The following is a 25,040-nucleotide window of genomic DNA, read 5'->3' as shown; positions in this document are numbered from 1 at the left end:
GCCGCCGCCCTCGGCTTCTCCCGCCGCGCCTTCGACGAGGCCGCCGCCCGCGCCACCAGCCGCAACCTGTTCGGCGCCCCGATGAGCGACCTGCAGCTGGTGCAGGCCTCGCTGGCCGAGATGGCCCTGAAGATCGACGCCTCGGCCCTGCTGATCTACCGCGCCGCCTGGCTCAAGGATCGGGGAGCGCCGCGCGTCACCCGCGAGGCCGCCATGGCCAAACTCTACGCCACCGACGAGGCCCAGGCGGTGATCGACGCCGCCGTGCAGATCTTCGGCGGCCTTGGCGTCGTCTCCGGCAATCCGGTCGAGCGGCTCTACCGCGAAATCCGCGCCCTGCGCATCTACGAGGGCGCGTCCGAGGTGCAGAAGATCGTCATCGCCCGCCAGGCGCTGGGCGCGATGCAGGGAGGCCGCTGATGGGAGAGACGGCCCACATTGATCGCTTCGTCCTCGACAACCTGCCGCCGCCGGAGGAGCAGCCGGAATTCCTCTTCAACCGGGCCGAACTCAACTACCCCGACCGTCTCAACGCCGCCGCCGAACTGCTGCGCCGCGCCATCGCCGCCGCCGGCCCCGACGGCCGCGCCCTGATCGACCACGACCTCGAGCTCGGCTGGAGCCGCGTCGACCTCATCTCCAGCCGCATGGCCAAGGTGCTGGTCGAACAGATGGGTCTCGTCCCCGGCAACCGCGTCCTGCTGCACGGCCCCAACAGTTCGTGGACGGTGCTGGCGTGGTTCGCCATCCTCAAGGCCGGCGGCGTGGTCGTCGCCACCATGCCGATGCTCCGCGCCGCCGAACTCGCCACGGTGATCGACAAGGCCCGGATCAGCCACGCCCTCGTCTACGCCTCCCTCGCCGGGGCCGTGGCCGAGGCCCGGACGGCAACCCCGTTCCTGAAGACCGTCATGGATTCCGCGACCCTTCAGGCCAAAGCCCGCTCGCTGCCGCCGGGGGCCGGCTTCGAGCCTGTCGACACGGCCGCCGAGGATCCCGCCCTGATCGCCTTCACCTCGGGCACCACGGGCAAGCCAAAGGGCTGCGTCCACGGTCATCGCGACATCCTCGCCATGGCCGATACCTTCGCCCGGCACACGCTCGACCTGACGCCGCAGGACATCGTGGTCGGCACCCCGCCGGTCGCCTTCACCTTCGGCCTCGGCGGCCTGGTGGTCTTCCCCGCCAGCGCCGGCGCCGCCACCGCCTTCGCGCCCAGGCCCGGCTTCGACGCCCTCGCCGAGACTATCGAGCGCCACAAGGCGACCGCCATCTTCACCGCCCCGACCGGCTACCGCGCCCTGCTCAAGCTGGCGGACCAGCACGACCTGTCGTCCCTGCGCACCTGCGTCTCGGCCGGCGAGGCCCTGCCCGCCGCCACCTCCGACGCCTGGCACGAGGCGACGGGCGTGCGCATCGTCGACGGGATCGGCTCGACCGAGATGATCCACATCTTCATCTCCGCCTCCGGTCCGGACATCCGCCCCGGCTCCACCGGCAAGGTCGTGCCGGGCTATGAGGCGCGCATCATCGACGCCGACGGCAAGCCCCTGCCGCCCGGCGAGACCGGCCGCCTCGCCGTGCGTGGTCCCACCGGCTGTCGCTACCTCGACGACCCGCGCCAGGCCGCCTACGTCCAGGACGGCTGGAACCTGACCGGCGACGTCTACCGACTCGACGAGGACGGCTGGTTCTGGTTCGTCGCCCGGGCCGACGACATGATCATTTCGTCCGGCTACAACATCGGCGCGCCCGAGGTGGAGAACGCCCTGCTGCGCCATCCCGCCGTGGCCGAGGCCGCGGTCATCGGCGCGCCGGACGAGGAGCGCGGCCAGATCGTCAAGGCCTTCGTCGTCCTGAACGCCGGCCACGCAGCGTCCGACGCCCTGCGCTGCGAACTGCAGTCCCATGTGAAGGGCGTCATAGCCCCCTACAAATACCCCCGCGCCCTCGATTTCGTGGACGCCCTGCCCAAGACCCAGACCGGCAAGCTGCAGCGCTTCCGCCTCAAGGCCGGCGCATGAGCCAGGTCTTCACCACCGCCCGCAAGGTCCGCTTCGCCGACTGCGACGCCGCCGGCATCGTCTTCTTCCCGCGCTATTTCGAGATGCTGAACGGTGTCGTCGAGGACTGGTTCGCGGGCCCCCTCGCCGCCTCCTTCCGCGAACTGCACATCGAGCGCGGCGTCAGTGTCCCGACCGCCGCCGTCGAGGCCAGATTCATCGCCCCGTCCCGGCTCGAAGACGACCTGACCTTCTCCCTGACCGTGACCCGGCTCGGCGGCGCCTCCTGCCGCCTGCGCCATGTCATCGACTGCGCCGGCCAGCGCCGCTTCGAGGCGACCCAGACCATCGTCTACGTCGGCCGCTCGCTGAAGCCCGAGCCATGGCCCGACGCCCTGCGCGCCCGCATCGCCCCCTTCGTGGAGACGCAGCCATGAACCGCGTCCTGCTGCCCCAAGGCTGGCCCCGGCCAAAGGGCTATTCCAACGGCGTCGAGGCGACCGGCCGGATGGTCTTCGTCGCCGGCCAGATCGGCTGGGATGTCGAGGGCCGCTTCCCCGACGGATTCGCCGCCCAGTTCCGCCAGACGATCGACAACACTCTCGCCGTCCTCGCCGAAGCCGGCGCGGGGCCGGAGCACATCGTCCGCATGACCTGGTACGTCGTCGACAAGGCCGAATACCTCGGCTGCCTGCGCGACATCGGCGCGGTCTGGCGCGAGCGGATCGGCGCCCACTATCCGGCCATGGCCGTGGTCGAGGTCAGGGGCCTGATCGAGGACGCCGCCCGCCTCGAGATCGAGACCACCGCCGTCGTCGGCTGAGCCTCAGCGGTCGCGGAATTTCCACTTCATCGCCAGCACCCCGCCCGACATCGCCAGGGCGCAGGCATTGGCCACGATGATCGGCCAGGCGTCCGTCATCACCCCATAGCCCGTCCACAGCACGAAACAGGTCACCGTCAGCGAATAGGTCTTCAGCGACACGGCCGAGGCGTCGCGCGTCGTCCAGATCTTGATCATCTGCGGCGCGAAGCTGGTGATCGAGCACAGGGCCGCGGCCGAGCCCACGAGATTGGCGGCCAGATCGCTCAAGCCTTGGCCTTTCCGCGCCGCGTGACCGGGGCCGCGGCCTTCGGGCCTCGGCGGCGCTCTCTCTCGAGATCCTCCTCGCGCGTGGCCACCAGCGGACCACCCCGCTTGCGGATGCGCTCGGCGCGCGCCTCGACCTGGGCGAGGATCAGGTCCAGTTCCTTCTCGCTCAACCGCTCGATGCCGACGAACCGCTCGTCCGCCTTGCTCACCGCGTGCAGCAGTTCGTCCAGCTTGGCCTGGATCGCCGCGCCGTCCCGGTTCTGGGTGTTCTGGATCAGGAACACCATCAGGAAGGTGACGATGGTGGTGCCGGTATTGATCACCAGCTGCCAGTCCCCGCTGAACCGGAAGATCGGTCCGGTCACGGCCCAGACGATCACCACCAGCAGGCAGAGGAGGAAGGTCCAGGGCTTGCCCGCCAGCCGGGCCGTATGGTTGGCGAACCGCAGAAAGAGCTTTTCCATCAGCGACCTAATCCCCACTCCTGCTGAAGGTTGCCGCTAGCGAAGCGGGGCCAGCAGAGGCGCCACCGTCTCGGCGCCGTCGACCGTGGGCGCGAACGCCGGCGGCCGTATCGCATGGGTCAGCTGCTCGAAGGCATAACCCAGCGACAGCACCCTGGCGTCGTCCCACTTGCCGGCGATGAAGCTCATCCCGACCGGCAGGCCTTTGACGAAGCCCATCGGCACGGTCAGGTGGGGATAGCCGGCGATGGCGGGCATGGTCGACACCGCGCCGCCGTAGTGGTCGCCATTGACCACGTCGGTCGTCCAGGCCGGGCCGGTCGTCGGCCCCACGAGCGCGTCGAGATCGTGCTCCCCCATCAGCTTGTCGATGCCCTCGGCCCCGGCCAGCCGCAGCGAGGTGGCCCGCGCTTCGATATACTCGGCCTCGTCCAGCCCGCCCTTGGCCTGCGCCTGCAGGAACAGTTCCTGCCCGAACAGGGCCAGTTCGCGCGGTTCGGCCGCGTTGAAGGCGATCACGTCGGCCAGCGTCCGGGTCCGCACCTGATCCGGCCGCGTCGAGGCCAGATAGGCGTTCAGGTCGTGCTTCAGCTCGTACAGCAGCACGGTCAGCTCGGCCGAGCCCATCACGTCCTCGTCCGGCGCCTCGGTGAGGTCGACCAGCACCGCGCCGGCGTCGCGCAGCACCTGCAGGTTCTGTTCGAACACCGCCAGGGTCTCCGCCGTATAGCCGCCGGCGAAGCGCATCACCCCGATGCGCGCGCCGTTCAGCGAGCGGGCATCCAGCGCCGAGCGATAGTCGACCTTGCGCGCGTCCGCCTCGGCCGTGGCCGGGTCCAGCGGGTCGCTTCCGGCGATGACCGACAGCACGATGGCCGCGTCCTCGACCGTCCGGGTCATCGGCCCGGCCGTGTCCTGCGAATGGCTGATCGGCACGATGTGGGTCCGGCTGACCAGCCCCACGGTCGGCTTGAAGCCGACGATGCCGTTGATCGCCGCCGGGCAGGTGATCGAGCCGTCGGTCTCGGTGCCGATCGCCGCAGGCGCGATGCCCGCCGCCACCGCCGCCCCGCTGCCCGAGGACGAACCGCAGGCGTTGCGGTCCAGCGCGTGCGGATTGCGCGTCAGCCCGCCGACCGCGCTCCAGCCGCTGGTCGAATTCGACGAGCGGATATTGGCCCACTCCGACAGATTGGTCTTGCCGAGGATCACCGCCCCCGCCTCCCGCAGCCTGGCGACCAGCGGCGCGTCCCGCCCCGGCGCGTTGTCGATCAGCGCCATCGACCCGGCAGTCGTCGGCATGTCCTCCGTCTCGATATTGTCCTTGAGCAGGATGGGCATGCCGGCGATGCCGGAGCCCTCTTCCCAGCGCACCACCTGCTGGGGATCGGTCCAGACCAGCACGCTGTTGGTGGACGCCTCCTGCGGTGTCACGTGGCGTGCGCCATAGACCTCCTGGGCGGAGGCTGCTCCGGCGAGCAGCAGCGCGGCCGCCGTCGCGGCGATGATCATCTTGCCCATGTCATTGCTCCCCGTTCGTTGATTACAGATCCGGCGCCCGTCGCGCCCGCGTCCGCTGCTCGAAGGCATAGCCCAGAGACAGCACCTTCGCGTCGTCCCACTTGCCGGCGATGAAGCTGATCCCGACCGGCATGCCGCGGTCGAAGCCCATCGGCACGGTCAGGTGCGGATAGCCCGCCACCGCCGCCAGCCGGCTGGCCGAGCCCTGCGACCGGTCGTCGTCGTCCGGGTCGTTGGTCCAGGCCCGCGAGGTCGTCGGCGCCGTCAGCGCCACCACCCCGTGCTCCGCCATCATCCGGTCGATCCCCTCCGGCCCCGCCGCGCGGAACGAGCGCTCCCGCGCCTCGACATAGGCCGGGTCGGTCAGGCCGCCGGTCGCCTCGGCCCGTTCGAACAGGTCCTGTCCGAACAGCGCCATCTCGCGCGGCTCTGCGGCGTTGAAGGCGATGACGTCGGCCAGCGTCCGGGTCTTCACCTGCGCCGGATCGGTCGAGGCCAGGTACAGGTTCAGATCGTGCTTCAGCTCGGTCAGCAGCACGGTCAGTTCCCACGCGCCGATCGAGCGGAAGTCCGCCGGCGCCTCGGTGATCTCGACCAGCTCCGCCCCGGCGTCGCGCATCGCCCGCAGGTTCGCTTCGAACACCGCCTGGGTCTCGGCCGAATAGTTGGCCACGAGGAAGCGCAGCACCCCGATCCGCGCGCCGTTCAGGCTGTCAGCGTCCAGCTGTTGGGCGAAGTCGATGCGATCCAGGTCGTCGCTCGTCAGATGCTCGTCCGCCTCGGCGGTGGCCGGGTCCAGCGGATCGGTCCCGGCGATCACCGACAACACCTCGGCCGCCGTCCTCACGTCCCTCGTGATCGGCCCGGCCGTATCCTGCGAGTGGCTGATCGGCACGATATGGGTCCGGCTCACCAATCCGACGGTCGGCTTGAACCCCACCACCCCATTGACCGACGCCGGGCAGGTGATCGAGCCGTCGGTTTCGGTGCCGATCGCCACCTCGGCCAGGCCGACCGCGACCGCGACCGCGCTGCCCGCCGAGGAACCGCACGGGGTCCGCTCCGGATCGTACGGATTGCGGGTCTGCCCCCCGACCGCGCTCCAGCCGCTGATCGAGGCCGATGAACGGATGTTGGCCCATTCGGAGAGGTTGGCTTTCCCAAGCAGGATCGCCTGCGTGGCGCGCAAGCGGGCCACCAGGGGCGCATCGCGCCCGGGCGCGTTGTCGGCCAGCGCCAGTGAGCCGGCCGTAGTCGGCATGTCCGCCGTCTCGATATTGTCCTTCAGCAGGACCGTCACGCCGCTGACCTCGGACAGCGGCGCCTCTGGCGTCGCGACCAGCATGCCGCCGGGCATCATTGGCGCCAGAACCTCGGGCCGGTTCCAGCGGATCACGCTCCGCGTAGCCTCGTCGAAGGCTGCATACTGACGCATCACGTTCTCGACCGTGATGGGCGGCCGCAGCGGAATGGTGACCAGTTCCTCCCGGGTGACCTCGACCAGGGACTGCTCCGGTCTGTCGCCCGCGTCCTGGGCCGAGGTCGGGCCGGCCGCGAAAACGGCGAGCGCCGCCCCCGCGATCAGTCCTGCGCGGCGGGCGATCGCGACCCGATGGTCCGGTCGAAGAAGTCGAGATACGTCCGCCATTGCTGGAGTTGCCTTTCATTGCCGCGCACGCCGTGGCGCTGGCCGGGATAGAGCATCATCTCGAACGGCTGGCTGTTCTCCTGCAGCGCGTTGATGACCCGCGTCGAGTTCTCGAAGATCACGTTGTCGTCGGCCATGCCGTGCATCAGCAGCATCCGCCCCGTCATGTTCGGCAGGCGCGGAATGGCGTCCGAGGCGGCGTAGCCTTCCGGGTTCAGCTCCGGCGTCGACATGAACCGCTCGGTGTAGTGGGTGTCGTACAGGCTCCACTCCGTCGGCGGGGCGCCCACGGCCGCGGCGGCCAGGCCCATCTTCGGCTCGGTGATGGCCATCAGGCTCATGAAGCCGCCATAGGACCAGCCCATCATGGCGATGCGGTCGTCGTCGACAAAGGGCAATGATCTCAGATAGTCGGCCGCCAGAACCTGATCCTCGATCTCAGGTTGGCCCATCTTCAGATAGAGGGCCTGCTTGAACGCCGCCGAGCGGTCGCCCTCGCCCCGGTTGTCCAGCCGGAAGACGATGTAGCCCGCTTCAGTCAACAGTTGATTGCTGGGCGATTGCCAGCCCTTCTTGACCCCGCCGCCCGACGGTCCGCCATAGACCTGCATGATCACCGGATAGGTCTTCGAGGGGTCGAAGCCCGGCGGCGTGGTCATCTGCCAGACCAGCATCTCGCCGTGGCTTTCCAGGGTGCCGAAGGTCACCTCGCCGCGCCGCGACGCGTACGGCCAGTAGGGATGATCCTCGTCGAGCCGGTTCTCCTCGATCCAGCGGATGAAGGTCCCGTCGGCCCGGTACAGGCCCGACTGCGGCGGCGTGTTCAGGTCGGAATAGTTGCCGACGAAGGCCGTGCCCGTCCGGTTCATCGACGCCGACCACCAGCCGCCGTCCGGGGTCACCGGCGTGAACTGGCCCCGCTGCCCGTCCAGCGAGGCGCGCCACAGTCGCTGGGTCGTCGGGGTCTCGCCCTGAACGTCGCACATGGCGACCTGGCCGCCCGGCATCGGGCAGGCGCTGTGTCCGCCGGTGACCCCTTCGGGACGCTCGGCATAGGCGAAGGAGGCGGTGAAGAAGACCTCGCCGGTCTGCTGGTTGACCCCGTTCAGCGACTTCACCGCCCACGGGCCCCAGGTGATCGGCCGGATCATCCGGCCGTCGCGGTCGTAGAGGTAGAGGTGTTTCCAGCCGGTCTCTTCCGAGGCCCAGATGAAGCGGCCGTCCTCCAGCGCCTTGAAGTCGCTGTTCAGCGGCACCCAGGCGTCGGAGCGCTGGGTGACGATCACCCGCGACGCCCCCGTGGCGGGGTCGACGCTCAGCAGGTCCAGCGTCTTCTGGTCGCGCGACTGGCGCTGGACGTACAGCGTCTCGCCGTCCGCCGACCAGTTCACCCGCGCCAGATAGATGTCCTTGTTCTCACCCAGATCGACCTTGGTCCGCCGCCCGGTCTGGCGGTCGTGGACGTACAGCTCGACCACCGCATTGGGCCGCCCGGCGCGCGGATAGCGCTGCTCGATCACGGTCGCCCCGCCACCCGTGATGTCCAGCCGCGGGATGACGTCGACGGTCGACTCGTCGGTCCGCTGCAGCGCGATGTAGCGCTCGTTCGGGCTCCACCAGTAGCCGGTGTCGCGGTCCATCTCCTCCTGGGCGATGAACTCCGCCGTCGCCCAGGTGATCAGGCCCTCGCCGTCCGTGGTCACCGGCGTCTCGCGCCCGTTGGCCAGATCATGGACGACCAGGTCCTGGTCGCGCACCCACGAGACGAAATTGCCCTCCGGCGACACCTTGGCGTCGATCTCGTCGGCCTCGGTCTCGGTCAGGCGGCGCACCGACCCGCCCTCGCGTTCCGCCAGGAACACGTCGCCCTCCAGCGGCGCGAGGATGTAGCGGCCCTGTTCGTCCCAGGAATATTCGACCACGCCGCGCTGGCTGATGCGCATCCGCTCGCGCCGGGCCTTCTCCGCCTCCGACAGCTCGCCGGCGTCGGGGACCAGCGCCCGCGCGTCGATCAGTTTGAACGGCTCGCCCTCGCCCGTCGGCGCGGCCCACAGGTCCAGCACGTCGACGTCGTCCTCGCGCGAGCGCAGGAAGGCGACCAGCTCGCCGTCCGGAGACAGGCTGACGCCGCGGGCCACGGGCCCGGACAGGGATGGATTGGCGAACACCCGCTCGGGCGTCAGCACCGCCGGGTCCGGGGCTTGCGCCATCGCTGCGGTGAACGGCGCCTGGGCGGCGAAGAACAGGGTGGAGGCGAGAAGAATGTTGCGCATGGTCGGGACGCTAGAGGCGAATTCCGCCTTCGTCATCCCTCTTTGCTCGACCCGGTCCTCCCGGACCCTGCCAACCCGGCCAAACCCGGTCGAACCCTGTCATCCCGAACCCCTTTTCATCTTGTGCGCGACGTGATCCGCAAAGGGCCCCCGGCGCGTGGACGACGACCGCGCCGACCCGCCGTTTCATGGGCGGCTTGGCCCCCGGCCTGTGCTCCGGGCCGCTTCAGGCCCGCCATACCGTGGGATCGGGGCCTGCGACCGCTTTCGACGCCCCCATGCCCTACAGTATCTCCACGATGGTCTTTGACAGGCTGAACCGCCCGCCGTTCCGCACAGGATCCGCTGCCCCGGGGGTGTCGGGAGTGTCGGGATGACAGGGTTTCGCACATTTCCGGATGGCAGGGTTCCAGCGTCCGCCGCCCGCGCGACACCGCATCCCTTCCCCCTCCGCCCTCCGCCCCCTAATAAGCCCCCGATGACCGACGTCGCCGTCTCCGCCCCGCCCGCCAAAGCCTCGCCCTTCCACGAGCTGGAAGTGCTGTGGGTGCATCACTGGACCGACCAGCTGTTCAGCTTCCGCATCCGCCGCCCCGAGGATTTCCGCTTCCGCTCCGGCGAGTTCGTCATGCTCGGCCTGCCCGGCGAGGACGGCGGCAAGCCCATCCTGCGCGCCTATTCCATCGCCAGCCCCAGCTGGGACGAGGCGCTGGAGTTCCTGTCGATCAAGGTGCCCGATGGCCCCCTGACCTCGCGCCTGCAGAAGATCCGGCCCGGCGACACCGTCCTCATGGGCAAGAAGCCGACCGGCACCCTCGTGCTCGACGCCCTCACCGGCGGCGACCGCCTGTGGCTGATCGGCACCGGCACCGGCCTGGCGCCCTGGCTCAGCGTCGCGCGCGATCCGGAAACCTACAGCCGCTTCGGCCGCGTCATCGTCTGCCACACGGTGCGCAACGTCGCCGACCTCAGCTACCGCGACTTCTTCACCTCCGGCATCCATGACGACCCGCTGATCGGCGACGAGGCCCGGGCCCAGCTGACCTACTATCCGACCGTGACCCGCGAGCCGTTCGAAACGCCCGGCCGCATCACCGACCGCATCCGCTCCGGCGCCCTGTTCGCCGACCTCGGCCTGCCCCCCGGCTTCTCGCCTGAGACCGACCGGGTCATGCTGTGCGGCTCCATGGCCATGATCAAGGAAACGGCCGAACTGCTCGAAAGCTACGGCCTCAAGGAAGGCTCGAACGCCGAACCGGGCGACTATGTGCTGGAGCGCGCCTTTGTCGGTTGATGTGAAGGACGCCCCGACCGTGGTCGCCGTCGACGCCCGCGTCGCCCCCGAAGCCTGCCTGTCGATGGCCGAGGTCCGCCACGGCGTCGACGCCCTCGACCGCGCCCTCGTCGCCCTGCTGGCCGAGCGCCAGCGCTACATGGACGCCGCCGCCCGCATCAAGCCGGATCGCTCCGTGGTCCACGACGACGCCCGCATTGAGGACGTGGTGCGCAAGGTGCTCGCCGCCGCCGCTCCCGCCGGCCTCTCGCCCGCCATCGCCGAGCCGGTCTGGCGCACCCTGATCGACCGCTGCATCGCCCACGAGTTCGAGGCCTGGGACCGCACGCGGGGCTAACCCGATCGGCAGGAATTTATTCCTCGCCAGCCCTTGCGGCGCCCCTTGTCTACGGCCACCTCGGGGGGTGGTCTTTGACATCGTCAGCGCAGCAGGTGCGAGCCCCGCGACAGCCGTTTGGCGCGCTCGAGAACCGGGCCGTCGAAATTGCGCGTGAAATCAATCCCCGTGGCACTGTTGGCGCCCCGAATCGGGGAAACAGCGCCAAACCCGCTCAGCGAAGCGATCGCAGCATCAGCTCGTGGCGGTAGGCCGCCACATCGGCCAGCGCCGCGTCCAGTGCATCCCGCACCCGATCCAGCAGCGGCGGCGCCTCGGCCTTGTCCGCCGCCTCGGCCGCCGCGCAGGCCTCGGCGAGGATCCCGGCGCCGATCCCCGCCGCCGCGCCCCGGATGGTGTGCACCCCGTCGCGCCAGCCGTCCTCGCGCACGTCCAGCAGCGGCGACCACAGCGCCGCCTGCTGCGCGAACAGCCCCAGCACCTCCTCGCTGACGCCGTCGTCCCCGCCGGTCATCCGTTCCAGCACGGCGAAATCGACCACGCCCGACAGGTCCCGGCGGGCCATCAGCCCTCGGCCTCCTCGCCCTTGGCCAGCCGCGAATTCCACGCCGACCAGGCGAAATAGACCACCAGGCCGACGCCGTTCCAGATCAGGAACCACTGCTGGGTCGAGCCCCTCAGGCTGAAGAAGAAGACCACGCAGCCGATGATGGTGATCGCCCCCACCAGCGGCCACAGCGGCGCCTTGAACAGCCGCTTGCGGTTCGGCTCGCGGATGCGCAGCACGATCAGGCAGACCCCGACGGCCCCGAACGCCGCCAGCGTCCCGGCATTGGCCAGCGACGCCAGCTCGTCCAGCCGCATGACGCCGGCCAGGGCCGCCACCACGATGGCGGTGAAGATGGTCACCACCGCCGGCACCCCCCGCACCGAGACCTTGGCCAGCCTGCGCGGCAGAAGGCCGTCCCGGGCCATGCCGAGGAAGATCCGGCTCTGGCCGAACAGGAAGGCCAGCAGCACGGTCGGCAGGGCGACCACGGCCGACACCGCGATCCACTGCGCCGCCGTTCCCTGCCCCATTTCGCGCAGGATAAGGGCCAGCGGCTCCGGGCTCTCGGCGAAGCTGGCCACCGGCCGGGCTCCGATCGCGGCGGCGGCCACGATCAGATACAGGACCGTGCACACCACCATCGAGCCGACGATGCCGATGGCGAGGTCGCGCTCGGGCTTCTTGGTCTCCTCGGCCGCCGTCGAGATGGCGTCGAAGCCGTAGAAGGCGAAGAAGATGATCGCCGCCGCCGCCATCACCCCGGTCTGGACCACGGGCTGGCCGGTGATCTGCTCCATGAACGGCAGGCTCGGCGCGCCGAAGCCGTTGGGCATGAACGGCGTGAAGTTCGCCGCGTCGAAGGCCGGCAGGGCGATGGCCACGAAGGCGATCAGCGCCGCCACCTTGATGACCACCAGTATGGCGTTCAGCGTGGCGCTCTCGCGCGTGCCCAGCAGCAGCAGGCCGGTCACCACGGCGATGATGAACACCGCCGGCAGGTTGATCAGCCCGCCCTCGACATGCGGCCCCGCGGCCAGCATGGCCGGCAGTTCGACGCCCATGCCGGCGAGGAAGCCCGTCGCATAGCCGGCCCACCCCACCGCCACGGCCGACACGACCAGCGAATATTCGAGGATCAGACTCCAGCCGACGATCCAGGCGATCAGCTCGCCGAGCACGGCGTAGGAATAGGTGTAGGCGCTGCCCGCCGTCGGCATCATCGTCGCCAGTTCGGCGTAGGCCAGGGCCGCGCAGGCGCAGACCAGTCCGGCGAGGGCGAAGCTGATCATCACGGCCGGCCCGGCCAGGCCGGCGCCAACACCGATCAGCGTCAGGATGCCGGTGCCGACGATGGCGCCGACACCCAGGGCGACCAGATGCGGCCAGCTCAGCGTCTTCTTCAGGGCCGGCCCGCTGTGCGGCGCCACGAGCGCGTCGATCGAGCGCCGTCGATTCCAGAAGGCCATGAATCTCTCCCCCTCGCCGCGCTTCGGCGGCCGATTCCGGCGCTCAGCCTACGTCGTTCCGCGGCAAACCGGAATGCGCCTGAAATCCCTTGCGCGCCGGGGCAACAGTCTCTATGTCCGCCCCCTCTCGCCGGGGCCGGTCGCCAGACCGCCCGTCGGGACCGGCGCCGGCCCTCTCGGACCGCCGCCCGACGCATGGTCCGGGTGATTAGCTCAGTTGGTAGAGCAGCTGACTCTTAATCAGCGGGTCGTAGGTTCGAACCCTACATCACCCACCATCGTCTCCTCTGGGTTCAGGACCCGTCTCGCCACCCGCGCAGGAAACGCATCAGCGAAGGCGCCGGGCGGCTGGGGAACGCCCACGGGTTGGGGCCGCAGCCCCGCGCCAGGCCGGCGGCGAACATCTCGCGCATATTGGCCGTCTCGAAGCTGACGAGGTTGGCCGGGTCGGCGTCGCCGGGCATCGCGGCTATTCCCAGCGGCAGGTCCGCCCCCGCGCAGAAGGCCGCTGTCGTGCTGACCGCCTGCAGGTAGGAATACCGCAGCATGGTCTCGAAGCTCCGGATCAGGATGGCGGGGATGTTTCCCGGCGTGGCCCGCGGGGCGGCGTCCAGCACCGTGTTCACCAGCAGATGCACGCGCGCGCCGCGCAGCCGCTCTCCGATCCCTGACCAGCGCAACAGCACCTCCGGCAGCACGAACAGCGGCGCCGCCATGCCGCCATCGGCGTGCATCTCCTTGTAGGTCTCCCCATCGGACTCGCAGGTGATCAGCCGCGGCGGGACCATGCCGGGAAGGCTGGCGGAGGCCGCGAGCACGTCGCGGAACAGCGCAAGCGCCCGATCCGGGCGCCCGTTTGAGCCGAGGAGCGCGATCCGCCCCATGTCCCAGATGCACGCCCTCTGCCGGTCAAGGTCGGTGCTCGCCACAAACAGCCGCCGTCCCTGGACGTGCGCGGCGGCGACCGCCTCGAGGAGCTCGGCGTCGATGAAAGGGGTGATCAGTTCGTCCATGGCGCGGGCCCGGAACAGCCCGGCCTCCACGCCCGGCAAGGCCTTGCGGACGTCGAACAGGGCCGCGGCCCGCCCTCCGGTGTAGGCTTCGACGAGGCGATCGTCCCACGCGGATCCGAGGAAGGCGAACGGCGCGATCAGGGCCCCGGTGCTGACTCCGGTGACGAGTTGAAAGCCCGGGCGTCGACCCGTCCGGGTCAGACCCGCCAGGAGGCCTGCGCCGAACGCCCCGCCCGCCGCCCCGCCGGAGATGGCGAGGATGTCGAGTGGATTGCGGGCGTCTCGCGCCCGCAGCGGGCAGATGCGATCCGCCGCGGCGGGCCCCGTCAGGTCGGGCCGGGCGTCCAGCCTCACGCCCGCGAACCCGCAGGGGTCTCCGCTCTCGGCGGGAATCCACCGGCGGCGGGCAGTCCGGTCCCGCGCGCTTCGCTGGCCGGGCCCTGCGCCGCCCGAAGGCGTCGGCGTGGCGGGCTCCCGCTGTGAGCTCACCGCGCTTGCGGGCGTACGGTCTGACCGGCCAGGCGGACATGGCCGGGGATGGAGACGCCTCGAACGGGGATCAGGAACGTCAGAAGGAAGGCGACAACCGTCAGGGCGGCTTCGAGAGTCTCGTCGGACATGGGCGGCTCCTTGCACGCCCAGTATCCTGTCCCCGGCGGGACGGGGCATTGATCGAGGTCAAGCGACCCGCGGCGTCTCCCTCCGCGCGGCCGCGCCGCCCGCCGTTCTCGTGCCGGAGGCCGCGATGCCGGCGGCGGCGCCCCGGAGGGCCCACATCCGCTCCGCCTTGCGCTCGATCAATGTCAGGGGTCGCCGCATATCCCAGACTGGCAGCAGCCGGAGGTCGCCATGGTCAGTCCCATCCGCCAGATCGTCGTCTGTCTCGACGGCTCGCTCCAGGGCCGGGCGCTCGGCCGCCAGGCCGCCGCCCTCGCCCGCCGGCTCGACGCGGGGCTTATCGGCCTTTGGGGTCTGCATCGCCCTTCCCCGTCCGCGCCCGAGACCTTCGCCCGCGGCGCCGGAGCGATCCATGATGTCCTGGAGCATCAGGCGCTGCAGGAGCAGGATCTGCTCTCGGTCGCCCGCAGGGACTTCGACGCGATCGCCGGCCCCTTCGGCCTCAAGGCCGAGTTCCATCCCGCATGGGACGATGATCCCGACGCGGCGGCCTTGGCGGCGGTCGGCGATCTCGTCGTCATCGGCCATCCCCGCCTCCGGAGCCTGCCCGGAGGGCTGACGGCGGAGCGGCTCCTGCTGACGGGTTCCCGACCGGTGCTGCTCCTCCCGGCCGCCTGGACCGGGAACCTGGCCGGCCCGGTCCTGATCGGATGGAACGGCAGCCCCGCGGCGCGCCGGGCGGCGGAGGAGGCTCTGCCGTTGATGGCTGCCGAAGGGCTGGCGACCGTCGTCGTCGTCGATCGGGCGGCGTCGGACGAGGCCACCACCCAATTGACGCAGGCCCTCCGGGCCAGGGGCCTCCGCACCACGGTGAAGGCGGTGGATTCAGGCGGGGCCGGCGTGGCCGAGGCGATCCTCCGGACGGCGGACGAGGTCGGGGCCGGCCTCGTCGTTCTCGGCGGCTACAGCCGCTCGCCCACGGTGGAAAGGTGGTTCGGCGGCGTCACGCGATCCCTGCTGGCCACTGCGCCCCGTCCGCTCCTGCTGTCCCACCTCCCTGAAGAGGCCCGTCGCGCCGCCGCTGGTGACCGCGCGGCGGTCGGGACCGCCGCCCTTCCGGGCGCCTCGTTCAGGTGAGGTAGACCTACCGCCGTACGGCGGGCTCAGCGGTCACCCGGTCGAGGTCGAACGCGCGCGCCATCGGAGATCGTCTGGTTCGGGTGGAGCACCACCTGCTCGCCCGGTTCGAGGCCGGCACGGACCTCGGCCAGGTCGCCGTTGTTCTGTCCGATCTCCACCGGCTGCAGACGAGCCCGGCCTTCCACGACCTTGAACACCGCCCAGTGGCCCTGATCCCGGAAGAGGGCCGCCACCGGTACTCGAACGACGTCCTCCGCGCGCCACACCGTGACGGCGACCTCGACCCGGTAGCCATGCCCCACCGCCCACCATGCGGCGGGCGGGTCCACCGGATCGATGATCACATTGACCCGCTGCTCCTCCACGCCCAGGGCCGAGATCTTCAGGAAGCCGTAGGGTTCGACCTGCCTGACCCGGCCGCGGAGCGCCGGCTCCCCGCCCCAGGCGTCGATCACCGCCGGCGCGCCCACCTGAATCCGGGCGGCGTCGCTCGACAGCAGTTCGGCCACGACCTCGAGATCACTGGCGTCGCCGATCTCCATCACCGGCGCCCCTTGGGCGACGACGCTCTCGCTCTCCTGCAGGACCCGCAGGATACGACCCGCCACCGGAGCCCGGATCACCACCGCGCGGGCCGTCGCGCTCGTGCCCGACGGATCGGTCAGCCGCACCCGGGCGGCCTCGAGAGCCGCCTGCCGGACGTCAACTCCGGCGCGGGCGTTGCTGACGGCGGCGGCGGCGGTGCGGACATCGAGACGGGCCTGGTCCAGAGCGCTCCGCGACGCGATCGACGCGGCGAACAGGGTTTCGGTTCTGCCGGCCGTGGTACGCGCATGGGCGAGGCGGGCTTCCGCCCCATCGAGTTCGGCGCGCGCCAGGGCCAGGGCGGCTTCGGCCGAGCGAACCCCGGCCTGCAGCTCCTGGCGGGATCGTTCGTCCACCAGGGCCGGCGGGCCCGGCTGGATGGTGGCGATCACCGCCCCGGCCTCGACCCGTTCACCGGCCCGGTTGCCGACGCGCAGCAGCCGGCCGGAAACCGGCGCGGAGACCACATAGACGTCTCGCGCCCGCGTACGCGCCTCGTCGCGAACCGCCACCGTGAGCGGTCCGCGGCTGGTCTCGCCATAGTCCGCAAGGATCGGCCGCGGCCGGAAGGCAAAGATCAACAGCGCCGCCAGGGCCACGGCGGCGAAGGTCCAGAACACCGTCCGGAAGTTGAGGCCCAATCTCGTTTTCATGACGCTACTCACCGGTCTTCAAGGCTTCGGCCAGGTCAAGCCGGTCGATCTGCGCACGAACGAGCAGGCTGGCCGCCACCGTGATGGCGAGCACCAGCGCGCCGGCCGTGCCGAAGGTCGAGGGCGAAACGGCGAAGGGCAGCCGGAACAGGTCCGAACTCACGGCGCGCGCGAGATACCAGGCGAGACCGGCGCCGGCCGCCGCGCCCAGCGGGAGCGCGAGGAGGGTCAGCACGGCCACTTCGCCGAGCAGGATGTACGACACCTCGGCGCGCGAAAAGCCGAGCACCCGCAGCGATGCCAATTCGCGCTGCCGCTCGGCGAACGAAATGCGCACCGTATTGTAGACGACGCCGGAGGCGATCAGGCCGGCGAAGAGGAAGAAGGTGAGGATCGACCGGCCCAGGTTTTCGTCGAGCATGGCGGCCAGACGTTTGACCGCCTCGGCCTGCAGGCCGACTCCGGCGACCGACGGCGTCTCCTTGAGACGCGCATAGAGGCCTTCGGTGCGGTCGGAGTCGACTGTCATCCAGGCGCCGGACACCTGCCCCCCCTCGCCCAACGCCCGGTTCAGATCCTCGATCCGCATCCGCGCGCCCGACCCGACGTGGCTGGGGGCCACGGCCGAAACCGGCAGCGCCAGCGTGGGACGGCGCCCTTCCGTAACCAGGGCCTCCACGGTGTCCCCGGCCTCGACCCCGAGCTTGGCGGCCAGATCGCTGGACAGGACCAGGCCGCCCGGATGCGGGAAGACCGGCCGGTTGTTCGTGTCGACCATCCTCGAGAGGGTTCCGTCCAGCGGGGCCCCGGTGATCACCGCCCGCTCCTCGCGCGGTCCGTGGCGCAGCCGGACCGGGACGACGCGGAAAGGCTCGGCCGCCAACACTCCGTCCGCGCGGGCGAGGCTGAACAGCGCAGCCCGCGGACGGGCTTCGACCAGGCTCACCGACACATCGTGCGGATTCGACACGTTGAAGCTGGAGTCAATCATCACCTCGATCCCGTCCATCATCGAAAGGGTTCCGATCAGGAGGGCCCCTGAGGCCGCAATTCCGGCCACCGTCAGGCCCGCCCGTCAGGGCCAGCGGATGATCTGGCGCAGGATCATGCGGGACTGCTGGTCGACAAACCTGAGCCGCGTGATCCACGCGCCCGCGGCGCGAGAATAGTCGGGCGGGGGCGCAGGGGTCATCGCCTCCGCCGGACTCAGGACGGCGGCCCGCCGCACGGCCAGGGCGGCTCCGCCCATCACGGTCGTCATCGCGGCCCCGACGACGATGGCGTAGTCGGATGGATTGGCCTGGAACAGCAGGAAGGGGAAGCGATAGTATTCCATGTAGAGCTGGGCCATCGCCTGGCCGAGCCAGACTCCGGCCGCTCCTCCGATCAGCACGCCCGTCGCCGCGATGGCCGCCACGAGCTTGAGGTAGTGTCCGATGACGTCGCGGTCGCGGTAGCCGAAGGCCTTCAACAGCCCTATGCTGGCGCGCTGGACGGCGATCAGCCTTGAAACCACGACATTGACCAGGAAGGCCGCCACCAGCAGGAAGACCGGCGGCAACACCCGTCCCATGGTCGCCAGCTGGTCGATCTCGCTGGACACGAAGGCGTCCGAAATCTGGTCCGCGCGGCCGTAGGCGCCCGGCGCCCCGTAGGGTTCCAGAAGGCGATCAAGCGCCGCGATCACGGCCGGCTCCGAGGCGTCGCGCGAGAGGCGCACCACGGCCTCGTTGAAGGCGTCTTCCTGGTTGACTGCCTGGGCCAGGGCGCTGCGCCGCATCCAGAGAACGCCGAACAGCCGGTCGTCCGGAACAAACTGCCCTGGACCGATGGCGTAGACATGCTCCGGCGACAGGGCGACGCCGACGAGCTCCAGTCGGCGACGCCCGCCGCGGAGGGTGGCCGGGATCGAATCGCCGATCTGGAGCCTGTGGGCGTCGGCGAAGGCCTGCAGCACCACCGCCTCGTCCCGCCGTCCCGGAGCGGGCAGACGGCCCCGGACGAGGTGGAGCCGGTTGACCGCGGGCTCTCCCACGTCCGGCAACGACAGTATCTCGCCGGTGGCGGGCGCGCTCATCCCCTCCATGGCGAACAGCACCGGAACCCGGATGCGCGTCGCCGCGGCCTGGACTCCATCGATCGCCCGGATGTCGTCGACGAGGCGGGAGGGCGCACGCACCGTGGGCGCCCAGAGGTCCGCGAACAGGTAGCGCTCGTAATAGGCGCGGCGGGTTTCCTGCAGCGAACTCAGCATCCCTGCAGCAAGGAGGTGAACCGCGACGCCCCCCGCGACGACGAAGGCGATGGCGAGGGCCTGGGCCTTCATGCGCCAGAGATCCCGCACGAGCTTGCGGTCCAGCGCGCCCATCCAGGAAGGCATCCGGCTCACCAGGAGATTTCCCGAGGTTGCCGCCTGTCCACGTTCTCGCGCACTTCGCGCACCCGACGGTCGGCGAACAGCACGACGCGGTCGGCGATGGCGGCGATGGCCGCGTTATGGGTGATCAACAAGGTGGTGGCGCCCAGTGTGTCGTTGACGGTCTTCAGCGCCTCGAGCACGCGCACTCCGGTGGCTGAATCCAGGGCGCCGGTCGGCTCGTCGCAGAGCAGGACCGAGGGTTGCTTGGCCACGGCCCGCGCGATCGCCACCCGCTGCTGCTCGCCGCCGGACAGCTGGGCCGGAAAGTGATCCATGCGGTTCTCCAGGCCAACCATGGCGAGCGCCTCTTCCGGACTGAGCGGCGCCTGTGCGATCTCCGTGACGAGCGCCACGTTCTCGCGCGCGGTCAGGCTGGGCATCAGATTGTAGAACTGGAAGACGAAGCCGACGTGGCGGCGGCGGTATTCGGTCAACTGCCTCTGATCCGCCCGGCTGATGTCCTCTCCCCGGAACAGGACCTCGCCGCTTGTCGGCGTATCCAGCCCGCCAAGGATGTTGAGAAACGTCGACTTTCCGCTGCCGGAGGCGCCCAGCACGACCACCATCTCGCCCTCGGGCAGGTCGAGGTCCACGCCGCGCAGAGCCTGCACAGCCGCAGGACCGGACCCGTAGGCCTTGGTCACGGCCCGGGCGCGAAAGCACAAGCTGGTCGGCGCGGCCGACGGGCGCCCTGCAGCGGTCGTCAGGCCCGCCGCGCGACTTTGGCGTTTTTCGTCCCGCAAGGGCATGGGTCGGCGGTGATCCATCTGGGCCAGATCACACGGTGGCAGATCACGGAGCGCCGCCCCGTGATCTGGATCAAGGATGAGACGCCGCTGGTCTCAGACCTCGTCGACAGCCCCCCGCAGATGCTCGCCTACAGCGTGGGCGTGGCGCAGCAATTCCGGATTGTCGATGGCCGACATCGAGGCGGCCGGGTCTATCGCGAAGACCTCAACGCCGTCCTCCGTCTGCTGGACCACGACATTGCAGGGCAGCATGACGCCGACGTGCGGCTCCATCTGCAGGGCTTGGTGAGCCATGACCGGATTGCAGGCTCCAAGGATCCGGTAAGGACGGAAGTCGACATCGATCTTGGCCTTCAGCGTGGCCTTGACGTCGATCTCGGTGAGAACGCCAAAGCCGTGCTTCTGCAAGGCGGCGCGGGTGCGGTCGACGACGGCTTCGAAGTCGCCCTGGACGGTGCGGGCGTGGAAATAGGTCATGGGTTCGGCTCCCTGGGCTTGCCGCAGTAGATGTCGCAGAGCAGGGCGATGACCCGGGCGGCGGCCGGATCGGCGATGCCGTAATAGATGGTCTGGGCCTCGCGGCGCGGTGCGATGACCCCGGCGTCGCGCAGGCGCGCCAGATGCTGGGAGCAGGCCGATTGCGACAGGCCGACATAGCCGGCGAGTTCCCCCACCGCGCAGTCGCCTTCGCTGAGCCGGCACATCAGCATCAGCCGTTGCTCGTTGGCGAACAGCTGCATCAGCCGGGCGGCGGGCGCGGCGCTGGCCTCGAGTTCGGCCAGGGCGGCGGCGTTCGGCCTGGGGAGGGCTTCGGTCATGGCGTCTCTTGCACGGGCCCGGCCGCGGCCAGGGGACGGCCGTCGTCCTTCAACGCGATATAGATAGCCGGGATCACCAGCACCGTCAGAATTGTCGAGGAGATCAGCCCGAACAGCAGCGAGATCGCCAGGCCCTGGAAGATCGGGTCGAACAGGATCACCGCCGCCCCGATCATGGCCGCCAGCGCCGTCAGCAGGATCGGCTTGAAGCGGATCGCGCCAGCCTCCAGCAGAACCTCCCGCAGGGGCCGTCCCGGGGTTCGCGCATGTCGGATGAAGTCGACCAGCAGGATCGAATTCCGGACGATGATCCCCGCCAGGGCGATGAAGCCGATCATCGAGGTGGCGGTGAACGGGGCGCGGAACAGCATGTGGCCGATGACGATGCCGATCAGGGTCAGGGGGATGGGCGTCAGGATCACCAGCGGGATGCGGAAGTCCCTGAACTGGGCGACGACCAGCACATAGATGCCGAGCAAGGCCACGCCGAAGGCGGCGCCCATGTCGCGGAACGTCACCCAGGTGATCTCCCACTCGCCGTCCCACAGCACCGTGGGAACGGTCTCGTCCGTCGGTTGGCCGTTGAGGCGAATCTCGGGGCGCGGCAGGCGTTTCCAGTCGTGTTCCTTGGTAGCCGCGTCGATCGCGAGGATGCCATAGATCGGCGCCTCGAACTGGCCGGCCAGTTCGGCGGTGACCATCTCGGCGGCGCGGCCGTCGCGGCGATAGACGGGCCAGCCCGCCAACTCGCGGCGGGGCTCGACGACCTCGCCCAGCTCGACCAGCCGGCGACCGCCATCGATGGTCGTCACCGCCACCGGCATGACCGCCATCTGTTCGGTCCAGGTGCGGGCCGATTGAGGCAGGCGCACGGCGATCTCTATCGGGGTTCTCTCGTCGTCCCGGGCGGCGTAGCCGAGGACCTGCCCGCCCATGACGGCGGCGATGGAGTCCTGCACCTCGCGCTCGGACAGGCCGAACCGCTCGATCTTCTCGCGATCGGGGATCAGCCGCAGCACCGGGCGGCGGACGCCATAGCTGTTGTCCACGTCCACCACCGAGGGCTCGGCCCGGAACAGGGTCTCCAGCTCCGCGGCGACGGCGCGGCGGGTGGTGGCGTCGGGGCCGTAGACCTCGGCCAGCAGGGTGGCCAGCACCGGCGGCCCGGGCGGCGCCTCGACCACCTTGAGCGAGGCGCCCGCCGGCAGCGGCAGGTCGCCGAGTCGGCGGCGCAGATCGAGCGCGATGTCGTGGCTGCTGCGGTCCCGATGCGCCTTGTGCGCCAGTCTGACCGCCAGGTCGCCCTGCTCGGCGCCCGCACGGAGGAAGTAGTGGCGCACCAGGCCGTTGAAGTTGAACGGGGTCGCGGTCCCGGCGTAGCTCTCCAGCGACTCCACCTCGGCCAGGGATCCGGCCACCGCGGCCGCGCCGGCCAGGGTGCGTTCGGTGGTTTCGAGGCTGGTTCCCTCGGGCATGTCCAGCACCACCTGCAGCTCGGACTTGTTGTCGAAGGGCAGCAGCTTCACCGGCACGGCCCTGAAGCCGAACATCGACATGGCCAGCAGGGTGGCGAGGCCGACCGCGATCAGGAAGGTCCAGGCGCTGCGCCGCGAGCGGATCACCGGCGTCGCGAACCTGCGGTAGAGGCGGCCCAGCCAGACCTCGCCGTGCTCGTGACCGTGTCCGGCGGCCAGCGTTCTCCGGGCGAAGCGGATCATCAACCACGGCGCGATGACCACGGCGACGAAGAAGGAGAACACCATGGCCGCCGAAGCGTTGACCGGGATCGGCGCCATATAGGGGCCCATCAGACCCGAGACGAACAACATGGGCAGCAGGGCGGCGACCACGGTCAGGGTGGCGACAACGGTCGGATTGCCGACCTCGGCCACCGCCTCGACGGTGGCCTGGGCTCTGCTGCGGCCGTCGTCCATGGCCCAGTGCCGCGCGATGTTCTCGATCATCACGATGGCGTCGTCGACGAGGATGCCGATCGAGAAGATCAAGGCGAAAAGGCTCACCCGGTTGATCGTGTAGCCCATGAGGTTGGAGGCGAAGAGGGTCAGCAGGATCGTCGTCGGAATGACCACGGCCGTCACGCCCGCCTCGCGCCAGCCGATGGCGAAGCCGATCAGGATGACGATGGAGAGGGTGGCCAGGCCGAGGTGCATGAGCAGTTCGTTGGCCTTTTCGTTGGCCGTCTCGCCATAGTCACGGGTGACCACGACCTCGAGCCCTTCAGGGATCAGCGTGCCTTTCAGCGCCTCCACCCGCTGCATCACGGCATGAGAGACGACCACGGCGTTCGCGCCCTGGCGCTTGGCCACGGCCAGGCTGACGGCCGGCGTGCGGCTCCAGCCGTCCTCGGCGCGGGCGTAGTGGGCGACCCGGGCCTGGTCCTCGCGCGGTCCCTGGACGACGTTGGCCACGTCGCGAAGGTAGACCGGCTCGCCGGCGATCGAACGGACCGTCAGCAGGGAGGCGTCGTCCGGCGTCGCCAGCCGTTCGCCGGAGCGCAGGGTCAGGGCCCCGCCCTGCTCGCGAACGGACCCTGCCGGAAAGCTGCGGTTGGCCTGCGCGACGGTCTCGAGGATGGACGACAGGGCCACGCCCCGCCCGGCCATGCGGGCCGGATCGGGTTCGACCCGGATCTCGGAGGGGCGGCCGCCGACGATGAAGGTCAGGCCGACATCCTCGACCTTGCCGATCTCGGTTCTGAGGCGGGCGGCGACGTCGTAGAGGGCCTGGTCGTTCCAGCGCGCGGCCGCGCCGGCGCGAGGCGTCAGGGTCAGGACCACGGCGGGCACGTCATTGATGCCCCGGGTGACGATCTGCGGCTCTGACACCCCGGTGGGAATGGAGGCGTAGTTGGCGCGGACCTTCTCGTGGACCCGCACGGCGGCGTCGTCAGGGTCGGAGCCGACTTCAAACCGGGCGGTGACCATCACCTGGTCGTCCTGCACCTGGGTGTAGACGTGCTCGACGCCGTCGATGCTGCGCACGATGGCCTCCAGCGGCTTGGCCGCGAGTTCGGTGGCGTCGGCGGCGCTCAGGCCGGGCGCGGCGACCATGATGTCGACCATGGGCACGCTGATCTGCGGCTCCTCCTCACGGGGGATCGACAGCACGGCCATCAGGCCGACGGCGATCGCCGCCAGCAGCATCAGGGGGGTCAGGGGCGAGTTGAGGGTGGCGCGGGTCAGCCGCCCGGAAAGGCCAAGGTTCATCGGGCGCCCTCCGGCGCGCGGGCGCTGGCAGGGGCGAGGACGACGTCACCCGCCTTCAGGCCCGACAGCACCTCCACCCGGTCGCCCGCCACGGGCCCGCCCAGCTGGACCGGCGCCTCGCTGACCCTGCCGGCGCGGTCGACGGTGCGCACGAAGTCTATGCCGAACCGGGTGACGACGAAGCGGCGCGGCAAGACCAGGGCGCGACGTTGGCCGACGGGAACCTGAACGACCACGCGCTGCCCGACACGGTCGCTGGCCAGACCGTCGACGGCGACGTCGGCGGTGGTCCGCCCGGCGGTGGAGGCCGGATAGACCTGGGCGATCGCACCCCCGGTCACGCCGGGCAGGTCCTCGCCGGACAGGACGACGGTCTGGCCGACCCTCAGGTTCCGACCCTGGGCCTCGGGCAGTTCGAGCCGCAGGACCAGCGGTCCGGCGGTGATGGTGGCGACGGATTGTCCGGCGCTGACCACCGAGCCCGCCGGCACGTCCGCGGTGAGCACCCGGCCGGAGGTCGGGGCGAGTATCCGGCCCTGGGCCCCCGTCTCGGCGCTGGCCGAGCGCTGGGCGCGGGCGGCCCGGACCTGGGCGTCGGCGGCCCGGGACGCGGCGAGGGCCTGGTCGAGCCGGGCCTGGGCGTAGATGCCCTTGTCGAACAGGGTCCGGATTCGTGAGAGGTCGGCCCGGGCGCGCGCGGCCTCGGCTTCTGCGGCCGCGACCTGGGCGCCGTAGGCTGCGGTCTCGAGACCCACCCGGTTGTCAGTGACGACGCCGATGACCTGACCCTGCCGGACCATGTCCCCCTCGCGCACGTTCAACTGCGTCAGGGTGCCCGGAATGCGGGCCCGCGCCTCGCCGACGTCGCGGGAGGCGACGACGGCCGACGCCGGCTTGACGGCGTCGATGACGACCTCGGTCACGACCATACGCTCGCCCGTCGCGGGCGCTGTCGCGACGACCTCGGGCTCGCCGCCGCAGGCCGACAGGCCGCCGGCCAGCAGTGCGGCGGCGAAGACGGCGAACAGGGCCGTGGATTTCGTCATCGGACAGTCCTTATATGAGCTTGCGCTAATATTAGGCGATGCTAATATGTTTGCAAGCCTTGGAACTGTCCGCCGGACGGCGATCGCAAACCTTGACGCGGATCAAGGCGCGGCCAGTCGGAC

The 25,040-nt window shown here is 70.3% G+C and carries 24 protein-coding genes and 1 tRNA gene; 8 read left to right on the top strand and 17 right to left on the bottom strand.

Features of this window, described 5'->3' with window-relative positions:
- The 4 genes from VEA62_RS08600 to VEA62_RS08585 all read left to right on the top strand — a co-directional run.
- The coding region (locus VEA62_RS08600) for an acyl-CoA dehydrogenase family protein (RefSeq protein WP_324820586.1) at positions 1–420 on the top strand (420 nt) is incomplete at its 5' end.
- The gene (locus tag VEA62_RS08595; protein ID WP_324820584.1) at positions 420–2,024 is read left to right on the top strand and encodes an AMP-binding protein; all 1,605 of its coding nucleotides are present in this window, start codon (positions 420–422) and stop codon (positions 2,022–2,024) included. The genes VEA62_RS08600 and VEA62_RS08595, both read left to right, overlap by 1 nt.
- Positions 2,021–2,440: a thioesterase family protein gene (locus VEA62_RS08590; protein ID WP_324820582.1), complete on the top strand. Its 420-nt coding sequence runs from the start codon at positions 2,021–2,023 to the stop codon at positions 2,438–2,440. The genes VEA62_RS08595 and VEA62_RS08590 overlap by 4 nt, the downstream gene beginning before the upstream one ends.
- Positions 2,437–2,826 (top strand): RidA family protein, encoded by a 390-nt coding sequence (locus VEA62_RS08585; protein ID WP_324820580.1) that lies wholly within the window; start codon positions 2,437–2,439, stop codon positions 2,824–2,826. Before VEA62_RS08590 ends, VEA62_RS08585 begins: the two co-directional genes overlap by 4 nt.
- Positions 2,827–2,829: 3 nt before the next feature.
- Here the strand turns inward: VEA62_RS08585 and VEA62_RS08580 are convergent, their stop codons facing one another.
- The 5 genes from VEA62_RS08580 to VEA62_RS08560 are packed head-to-tail and all read right to left on the bottom strand — an operon-like array spanning position 2,830 to position 9,002.
- Entirely contained in the window at positions 2,830–3,096 is a 267-nt protein-coding gene (locus tag VEA62_RS08580; protein ID WP_324820578.1) for a SemiSWEET family sugar transporter, read from the bottom strand.
- Positions 3,093–3,560 carry a low affinity iron permease family protein gene (locus VEA62_RS08575; protein ID WP_324820576.1) on the bottom strand — a complete coding sequence of 156 codons (468 nt, stop codon included), beginning with the start codon at positions 3,558–3,560 and terminating at the stop codon, positions 3,093–3,095. The genes VEA62_RS08580 and VEA62_RS08575 overlap by 4 nt, the downstream gene beginning before the upstream one ends.
- 36 nt (positions 3,561–3,596) lie before the next feature.
- The gene (locus VEA62_RS08570; protein ID WP_324820574.1) at positions 3,597–5,081 is read right to left on the bottom strand and encodes an amidase; all 1,485 of its coding nucleotides are present in this window, start codon (positions 5,079–5,081) and stop codon (positions 3,597–3,599) included.
- Positions 5,082–5,103: 22 nt separating this feature from the next.
- Entirely contained in the window at positions 5,104–6,729 is a 1,626-nt protein-coding gene (locus tag VEA62_RS08565) for an amidase (protein WP_324820572.1), read from the bottom strand.
- Entirely contained in the window at positions 6,663–9,002 is a 2,340-nt protein-coding gene (locus tag VEA62_RS08560) for a S9 family peptidase (RefSeq protein WP_324820570.1), read from the bottom strand. Before VEA62_RS08560 ends, VEA62_RS08565 begins: the two co-directional genes overlap by 67 nt.
- A 478-nt stretch (positions 9,003–9,480) precedes the next feature.
- Here VEA62_RS08560 and VEA62_RS08555 point away from each other — a divergent pair, with 478 nt between their 5' ends.
- Both VEA62_RS08555 and VEA62_RS08550 read left to right on the top strand, forming a co-directional pair.
- Positions 9,481–10,296, top strand: coding sequence for a ferredoxin--NADP reductase (locus VEA62_RS08555; protein WP_324820568.1), 816 nt, complete (start codon positions 9,481–9,483; stop codon positions 10,294–10,296).
- On the top strand, positions 10,268–10,633 hold the full coding sequence (locus tag VEA62_RS08550) for a chorismate mutase (protein ID WP_324820566.1): 366 nt from the start codon (positions 10,268–10,270) through the stop codon (positions 10,631–10,633). Before VEA62_RS08555 ends, VEA62_RS08550 begins: the two co-directional genes overlap by 29 nt.
- 214 nt (positions 10,634–10,847) lie before the next feature.
- Here the strand turns inward: VEA62_RS08550 and VEA62_RS08545 are convergent, their stop codons facing one another.
- Together VEA62_RS08545 and VEA62_RS08540 are read right to left on the bottom strand one after the other, a co-directional pair.
- Complete coding sequence (locus VEA62_RS08545; RefSeq protein ID WP_324820564.1) at positions 10,848–11,198, bottom strand: Hpt domain-containing protein; 351 nt, start codon at positions 11,196–11,198, stop codon at positions 10,848–10,850.
- The gene (locus tag VEA62_RS08540) at positions 11,198–12,649 is read right to left on the bottom strand and encodes an amino acid permease (protein ID WP_324820562.1); all 1,452 of its coding nucleotides are present in this window, start codon (positions 12,647–12,649) and stop codon (positions 11,198–11,200) included. Before VEA62_RS08540 ends, VEA62_RS08545 begins: the two co-directional genes overlap by 1 nt.
- A 202-nt stretch (positions 12,650–12,851) precedes the next feature.
- Between VEA62_RS08540 and VEA62_RS08535 the strand changes: the two genes are divergently transcribed.
- Positions 12,852–12,927, top strand: a tRNA-Lys gene (locus VEA62_RS08535).
- Positions 12,928–12,942: 15 nt separating this feature from the next.
- On the opposite strand, the gene VEA62_RS08530 is transcribed toward VEA62_RS08535, so the two are convergent.
- Together VEA62_RS08530 and VEA62_RS08525 are read right to left on the bottom strand one after the other, a co-directional pair.
- Complete coding sequence (locus VEA62_RS08530; RefSeq protein ID WP_324820559.1) at positions 12,943–14,016, bottom strand: patatin-like phospholipase family protein; 1,074 nt, start codon at positions 14,014–14,016, stop codon at positions 12,943–12,945.
- A 131-nt stretch (positions 14,017–14,147) separates the two neighbouring features.
- Positions 14,148–14,282, bottom strand: a complete 135-nt coding sequence (locus VEA62_RS08525) for a hypothetical protein (protein WP_324820557.1) — start codon at positions 14,280–14,282, stop codon at positions 14,148–14,150.
- 229 nt (positions 14,283–14,511) lie between these two features.
- Between VEA62_RS08525 and VEA62_RS08520 the strand changes: the two genes are divergently transcribed.
- A complete protein-coding gene (locus VEA62_RS08520; RefSeq protein ID WP_324820555.1) occupies positions 14,512–15,417 on the top strand; it encodes a universal stress protein in 906 nt (301 codons plus the stop codon).
- A 26-nt stretch (positions 15,418–15,443) separates the two neighbouring features.
- Here VEA62_RS08520 and VEA62_RS08515 read toward each other — a convergent pair whose 3' ends face one another.
- The 8 genes from VEA62_RS08515 to VEA62_RS08480 all read right to left on the bottom strand — a co-directional run bounded on the left by VEA62_RS08515 (position 15,444) and on the right by VEA62_RS08480 (position 24,917).
- A complete protein-coding gene (locus VEA62_RS08515) occupies positions 15,444–16,658 on the bottom strand; it encodes an efflux RND transporter periplasmic adaptor subunit (protein ID WP_324820554.1) in 1,215 nt (404 codons plus the stop codon).
- 4 nt (positions 16,659–16,662) lie between these two features.
- The gene (locus tag VEA62_RS08510; RefSeq protein WP_324820552.1) at positions 16,663–17,670 is read right to left on the bottom strand and encodes an ABC transporter permease; all 1,008 of its coding nucleotides are present in this window, start codon (positions 17,668–17,670) and stop codon (positions 16,663–16,665) included.
- A 63-nt stretch (positions 17,671–17,733) separates the two neighbouring features.
- On the bottom strand, positions 17,734–19,038 hold the full coding sequence (locus VEA62_RS08505; RefSeq protein WP_324820596.1) for an ABC transporter permease: 1,305 nt from the start codon (positions 19,036–19,038) through the stop codon (positions 17,734–17,736).
- 5 nt (positions 19,039–19,043) lie between these two features.
- On the bottom strand, positions 19,044–19,844 hold the full coding sequence (locus tag VEA62_RS08500) for an ABC transporter ATP-binding protein (protein ID WP_324820551.1): 801 nt from the start codon (positions 19,842–19,844) through the stop codon (positions 19,044–19,046).
- Positions 19,845–19,919: 75 nt separating this feature from the next.
- A complete protein-coding gene (locus tag VEA62_RS08495) occupies positions 19,920–20,303 on the bottom strand; it encodes a DUF302 domain-containing protein (protein WP_324820549.1) in 384 nt (127 codons plus the stop codon).
- Complete coding sequence (locus VEA62_RS08490) at positions 20,300–20,644, bottom strand: metalloregulator ArsR/SmtB family transcription factor (RefSeq protein WP_324820547.1); 345 nt, start codon at positions 20,642–20,644, stop codon at positions 20,300–20,302. Before VEA62_RS08490 ends, VEA62_RS08495 begins: the two co-directional genes overlap by 4 nt.
- A complete protein-coding gene (locus tag VEA62_RS08485; RefSeq protein ID WP_324820545.1) occupies positions 20,641–23,871 on the bottom strand; it encodes an efflux RND transporter permease subunit in 3,231 nt (1,076 codons plus the stop codon). The genes VEA62_RS08490 and VEA62_RS08485 overlap by 4 nt, the downstream gene beginning before the upstream one ends.
- Positions 23,868–24,917 carry an efflux RND transporter periplasmic adaptor subunit gene (locus VEA62_RS08480; protein ID WP_324820543.1) on the bottom strand — a complete coding sequence of 350 codons (1,050 nt, stop codon included), beginning with the start codon at positions 24,915–24,917 and terminating at the stop codon, positions 23,868–23,870. The genes VEA62_RS08485 and VEA62_RS08480 overlap by 4 nt, the downstream gene beginning before the upstream one ends.
- Between the last annotated feature and the right edge of the window lie 123 nt (positions 24,918–25,040).

Origin of the sequence: Brevundimonas sp., from assembly GCF_035627475.1 — a bacterium.
Lineage (GTDB): Bacteria > Pseudomonadota > Alphaproteobacteria > Caulobacterales > Caulobacteraceae > Brevundimonas.
This window is presented reverse-complemented; position numbering and strand designations above follow the sequence as displayed.